This is a genomic window from Ruegeria sp. AL11 (genome assembly GCF_056540865.1).
In genome coordinates this window covers 1-5835 of sequence record NZ_JBQFXO010000024.1, presented here as the reverse complement: position 1 = coordinate 5835, position 5835 = coordinate 1, and the positions used below count along the sequence as shown (strand labels likewise).

Here is a 5835-nt window from a genome sequence, read left to right as displayed (position 1 = left end):
CCCCTTCACCGGCGCTGCTGAGGCGCTGGGGCGCTGCTGAGGCGGCGGGGACGCTCAGGATAGACTGGGGGCATCTGAGGTTGAGTTTTAGGCGGGCGCGCTGAGGGATTGGCGCAACGGTCTGGTTTTTGGCTCTGGGTGTTTGTTCTTTGACATTGATGGATAACTGAAGAGATATGTGGGCGGTTTGGTTCGTTTCGACGGATTGAATGTCTGTATATCGCGCTGGTAGGTTTCTCGATTAGTCGGGGCCGATGATCCAGTGTCAGCTTCACTGTTTGTTCGGTACTTTGGTTTCTATGAAGCTAAAGCACAGACAAACAGATGACTTTTGGTTGCACCCTGCCTAGCCGGGTAGGGGTATTGCCTAATCGCGCTCAAGTAGCCGAATAGGCGGTAGCGCAATCAAAGATGTGCAGAGGTTCGAACGTCAAGGATAAGCAGGCAACTGCTTTTCAACTTGAGAGTTTGATTCTGGCTCAGAACGAACGCTGGCGGCAGGCCTAACACATGCAAGTCGAGCGCGCCCTTCGGGGTGAGCGGCGGACGGGTTAGTAACGCGTGGGAATATGCCCTTTGGTACGGAATAGCCTCTGGAAACGGAGAGTAATACCGTATGAGCCCTTCGGGGGAAAGATTTATCGCCAAAGGATTAGCCCGCGTTAGATTAGGTAGTTGGTGGGGTAATGGCCTACCAAGCCTACGATCTATAGCTGGTTTTAGAGGATGATCAGCAACACTGGGACTGAGACACGGCCCAGACTCCTACGGGAGGCAGCAGTGGGGAATCTTGGACAATGGGGGCAACCCTGATCCAGCCATGCCGCGTGAGTGATGAAGGCCCTAGGGTCGTAAAGCTCTTTCGCCTGTGAAGATAATGACGGTAGCAGGTAAAGAAACCCCGGCTAACTCCGTGCCAGCAGCCGCGGTAATACGGAGGGGGTTAGCGTTGTTCGGAATTACTGGGCGTAAAGCGCACGTAGGCGGATCGGAAAGTTGGGGGTGAAATCCCGGGGCTCAACCCCGGAACTGCCTCCAAAACTATCGGTCTAGAGTTCGAGAGAGGTGAGTGGAATTCCGAGTGTAGAGGTGAAATTCGTAGATATTCGGAGGAACACCAGTGGCGAAGGCGGCTCACTGGCTCGATACTGACGCTGAGGTGCGAAAGTGTGGGGAGCAAACAGGATTAGATACCCTGGTAGTCCACACCGTAAACGATGAATGCCAGTCGTCGGGTAGCATGCTATTCGGTGACACACCTAACGGATTAAGCATTCCGCCTGGGGAGTACGGTCGCAAGATTAAAACTCAAAGAAATTGACGGGGGCCCGCACAAGCGGTGGAGCATGTGGTTTAATTCGAAGCAACGCGCAGAACCTTACCAACCCTTGACATCCTAGGACCGTTCCAGAGATGGATCTTTCACTTCGGTGACCTAGTGACAGGTGCTGCATGGCTGTCGTCAGCTCGTGTCGTGAGATGTTCGGTTAAGTCCGGCAACGAGCGCAACCCACATCCTTAGTTGCCAGCAGTTCGGCTGGGCACTCTAGGGAAACTGCCCGTGATAAGCGGGAGGAAGGTGTGGATGACGTCAAGTCCTCATGGCCCTTACGGGTTGGGCTACACACGTGCTACAATGGCAGTGACAATGGGTTAATCCCAAAAAACTGTCTCAGTTCGGATTGGGGTCTGCAACTCGACCCCATGAAGTCGGAATCGCTAGTAATCGCGTAACAGCATGACGCGGTGAATACGTTCCCGGGCCTTGTACACACCGCCCGTCACACCATGGGAGTTGGTTCTACCCGACGGCCGTGCGCTAACCTTTTGGAGGCAGCGGACCACGGTAGGATCAGCGACTGGGGTGAAGTCGTAACAAGGTAGCCGTAGGGGAACCTGCGGCTGGATCACCTCCTTTCTAAGGATGTTTCTAGTATCTTGAGCTTGCTCTTGATCGTGAAGCACTTAGCAAAAGATCAACAAACAAAGTTGATCAAACTCATGGACCGAGCCGTCCTCATATCTCTTCAGAACACATCAGGCCGACCGGCCTGTCTGGGTCGGTAGCTCAGGTGGTTAGAGCGCACGCCTGATAAGCGTGAGGTCGGAGGTTCAAGTCCTCCTCGACCCACCACTAGATTAGGGTGCGTAGCACCTGAATGGGGCCTTAGCTCAGCTGGGAGAGCGCCTGATTTGCATTCAGGAGGTCAGGAGTTCGATCCTCCTAGGCTCCACCATTTATCCGATCAGATCGTTAAGCACCTTTTTGGTTCTTAACCGTCCGATTGGACGTCGCTTCTTCGGAGGCATTGACATCGTATAGAGAGAAATCAATCAACACTGTTTGATCGCGCCGAGTGAGGCGTTGATCTCAGTTGGTCCTCTTCGGAGGAGGTTTGATTAGGGATGTTTCCTCGTCCCTCTTTGAATATCCCGGCTGAAACGAACAGAGTTGTCCAAGTCAAGTACACTAACCCGCATGATCTGACGATCATGCATTGTCTTCTATCCTCTGCGTGGGGCCGACCGACATCGGCAGCGCGGGTTCCAGGATGGAAGGCGGGAAAGTATGCTTTTGGTTCAGAAACAGAGGCGGCCTTTAGTTACCAGCTGGGCCTGCCGTGAAGGACGTCTGTCTTTCTCTTTCTGGATCAAATCAAGCGCGAGAAGGGCGTTTGGTGAATGCCTTGGCAGCAAGAGGCGATGAAAGACGTGATACTCTGCGATAAGCCATGGGGAGCTGAGAATAAGCTTTGATCCATGGATCTCTGAATGGGGCAACCCACCTGAAAGCTTCATATTGTTATCTTTGGTAATCAATATGTTGCTTAAACAGGTACTTAAGACCTGAATACATAGGGTTTTAAGAGCAAACCCGGGGAACTGAAACATCTAAGTACCCGGAGGAAAGGAAATCAATTGATACTCCCCTAGTAGCGGCGAGCGAACGGGGACCAGCCGAGCCAGATAAGTGACTAGAACATGTTGGGAAGCATGGCCATAGCGGGTGACAGCCCCGTATAGGAAGCTTTGATGGACGTATTAAGTAGGGCGGAACACGTGAAATTCTGTCTGAAGATCGGAGGACCACCTTCGAAGGCTAAGTACTCCTTGCTGACCGATAGCGAACCAGTACCGTGAGGGAAAGGTGAAAAGCACCCCGACGAGGGGAGTGAAACAGTACCTGAAACCGAACGCCTACAATCAGTCGGAGGATCCTCGAGATCTGACGGCGTACCTTTTGTATAATGGGTCATCGACTTGGTCTCACGAGCAAGCTTAAGCCGTTAGGTGTAGGCGTAGCGAAAGCGAGTCTTAATAGGGCGTATGAGTTCGTGGGATCAGACCCGAAACCGAGTGATCTAGGCATGGCCAGGTTGAAGGTAAGGTAACACTTACTGGAGGACCGAACCCACATCCGTTGAAAAGGATCGGGATGAGCTGTGCCTAGGGGTGAAAGGCCAATCAAACTCGGAGATAGCTGGTTCTCTGCGAAATCTATTTAGGTAGAGCGTCATCCGAATACCCCGGGGGGTAGAGCACTGGATGGGTAATGGGGCCCCACAGGCTTACTGATCCTAACCAAACTCCGAATACCCGGGAGTACTAGATGGCAGACACACTGCGGATGCTAACGTCCGTAGTGGAGAGGGAAACAACCCTGACCTACGACTAAGGCCCCCAATTCATGGCTAAGTGGGAAAGCAGGTGGGACGACCAAAACAACCAGGAGGTTGGCTTAGAAGCAGCCATCCTTTAAAGATAGCGTAACAGCTCACTGGTCTAAATAAGTTGTCCTGCGGCGAAGATGTAACGGGGCTCAAGCCATGAGCCGAAGTCTAGGGATGCGTAAGCATCGGTAGCAGAGCGTAGTGTGACATAGAACCTTGTCTATATTGCCGCCGGTTATGCGGCGCGAGTAATCGCGCTCAAGTAGCCGAATAGGCGGTAGCGCAGACATAGGTTCTTTCGATGAAGCCGGGGCGTGAGCCATCCGGTGGAGAGATCACTAGTGAGAATGATGACATGAGTAGCGACAAAGAGTGTGAGAGACACTCTCGCCGAAAGTCCAAGGGTTCCTGCTTAAAGCTAATCTGAGCAGGGTAAGCCGGCCCCTAAGCCGAGGCCGAAAGGCGTAGGCGATGGGAACTAGGTTAATATTCCTAGGCCAGGAGGATGTGACGGATTGCAGGTGTAGTTCAACCTTATCGGATTGGTTGGGCTGCTGAGCAGTTCCTGGAAATAGCCCTCCATCAGACCGTACCCTAAACCGACACAGGTGGACTGGTAGAGCATACCAAGGCGCTTGAGAGAACGATGTTGAAGGAACTCGGCAAAATACCTCCGTAAGTTCGCGAGAAGGAGGCCCGGTTCCTAGGCAACTAGGGGCTGGGGGCACAAACCAGGGGGTGGCGACTGTTTATTAAAAACACAGGGCTCTGCGAAGTCGCAAGACGACGTATAGGGTCTGACGCCTGCCCGGTGCCTGAAGGTTAAAAGGAGAGGTGAGAGCCTTGAATTGAAGCCCAGGTAAACGGCGGCCGTAACTATAACGGTCCTAAGGTAGCGAAATTCCTTGTCGGGTAAGTTCCGACCTGCACGAATGGCGTAACGACTTCCCCGCTGTCTCCAACATCGACTCAGCGAAATTGAATTGCCTGTCAAGATGCAGGCTTCCCGCGGTTAGACGGAAAGACCCCGTGCACCTTTACTACAGCTTCGCACTGGCATCAGGATTGTGATGTGCAGGATAGGTGGTAGGCTTTGAAGCGGAAACGCAAGTATCCGTGGAGCCTCCCTTGAGATACCACCCTTCGCACTCTTGATGTCTAACCGCGGTCCGTTATCCGGATCCGGGACCCTGCGTGGCGGGTAGTTTGACTGGGGCGGTCGCCTCCTAAAGCGTAACGGAGGCGCGCGAAGGTTGGCTCAGAGCGGTCGGAAATCGCTCGTTGAGTGCAATGGCAGAAGCCAGCCTGACTGCGAGACTGACAAGTCGAGCAGAGTCGAAAGACGGCCATAGTGATCCGGTGGTCCCGAGTGGAAGGGCCATCGCTCAACGGATAAAAGGTACGCCGGGGATAACAGGCTGATACTGCCCAAGAGTCCATATCGACGGCAGTGTTTGGCACCTCGATGTCGGCTCATCTCATCCTGGGGCTGGAGCAGGTCCCAAGGGTACGGCTGTTCGCCGTTTAAAGAGGTACGTGAGCTGGGTTTAGAACGTCGTGAGACAGTTCGGTCCCTATCTGCCGTGGGTGTAGGAGACTTGAGAGGAGTTGCCCCTAGTACGAGAGGACCGGGGTGAACGATCCACTGGTGGACCAGTTGTCGTGCCAACGGCAGTGCTGGGTAGCTATGATCGGACAGGATAACCGCTGAAGGCATCTAAGCGGGAAGCCCCCCTCAAAACAAGGTCTCCCTGAGGGCCGTGGAAGACCACCACGTCAATAGGCCGGAGATGTAAGCGCAGTAATGCGTTCAGTTGACCGGTACTAATCGCCCGATAGGCTTGATTTGATCCAGTAACAGAAAGACAAATCAAACCAGAAGCATACACCGACCTTGACTAAGGATAGCGTCGCAGCGCCAAGCCGCGATGTTGATTGAAAACACAACCGAGTGGCACCGCGCCTTTGCAAGCAAAGACGCTGACTGCCATATCGTCGCTTTCTTGCACAGCAAGAAAGCCGACATGGGCTTTTCCTCGGTTTGGTGGTCATAGCGCAAGTGAAACACCCGGTCCCATCCCGAACCCGGAAGTTAAGCACTGCCGCGCCAATGGTACTTGGGCTTAAGCCCCGGGAGAGTAGGTCACCGCCAAACCTAGCAAAA

At 53.5% G+C, this 5835-nt stretch carries 2 tRNA genes and 3 rRNA genes; all 5 read left to right on the top strand.

From position 1 onward, the window contains the following. The first annotated feature begins 456 nt into the window (after positions 1-456). The 5 genes from ACR0IP_RS22895 (at position 457) to rrf (ending at position 5826) form a co-directional block, all read left to right on the top strand. Positions 457-1918 (top strand): 16S ribosomal RNA (locus ACR0IP_RS22895). A 139-nt stretch (positions 1919-2057) separates the two neighbouring features. Beyond that, a tRNA-Ile gene (locus ACR0IP_RS22890) sits at positions 2058-2134 on the top strand. 27 nt (positions 2135-2161) lie between these two features. Continuing rightward, positions 2162-2237: transfer RNA gene (locus ACR0IP_RS22885), tRNA-Ala, on the top strand. 417 nt (positions 2238-2654) lie between these two features. Beyond that, positions 2655-5520: ribosomal RNA gene (locus ACR0IP_RS22880) — 23S ribosomal RNA — on the top strand. Between the two features lie 191 nt (positions 5521-5711). Beyond that, a 5S ribosomal RNA gene (rrf, locus tag ACR0IP_RS22875) occupies positions 5712-5826 on the top strand. Together the 16S, 23S and 5S rRNA genes with 2 tRNA genes alongside form the textbook arrangement of a ribosomal RNA operon. Positions 5827-5835 lie beyond the last annotated feature (9 nt).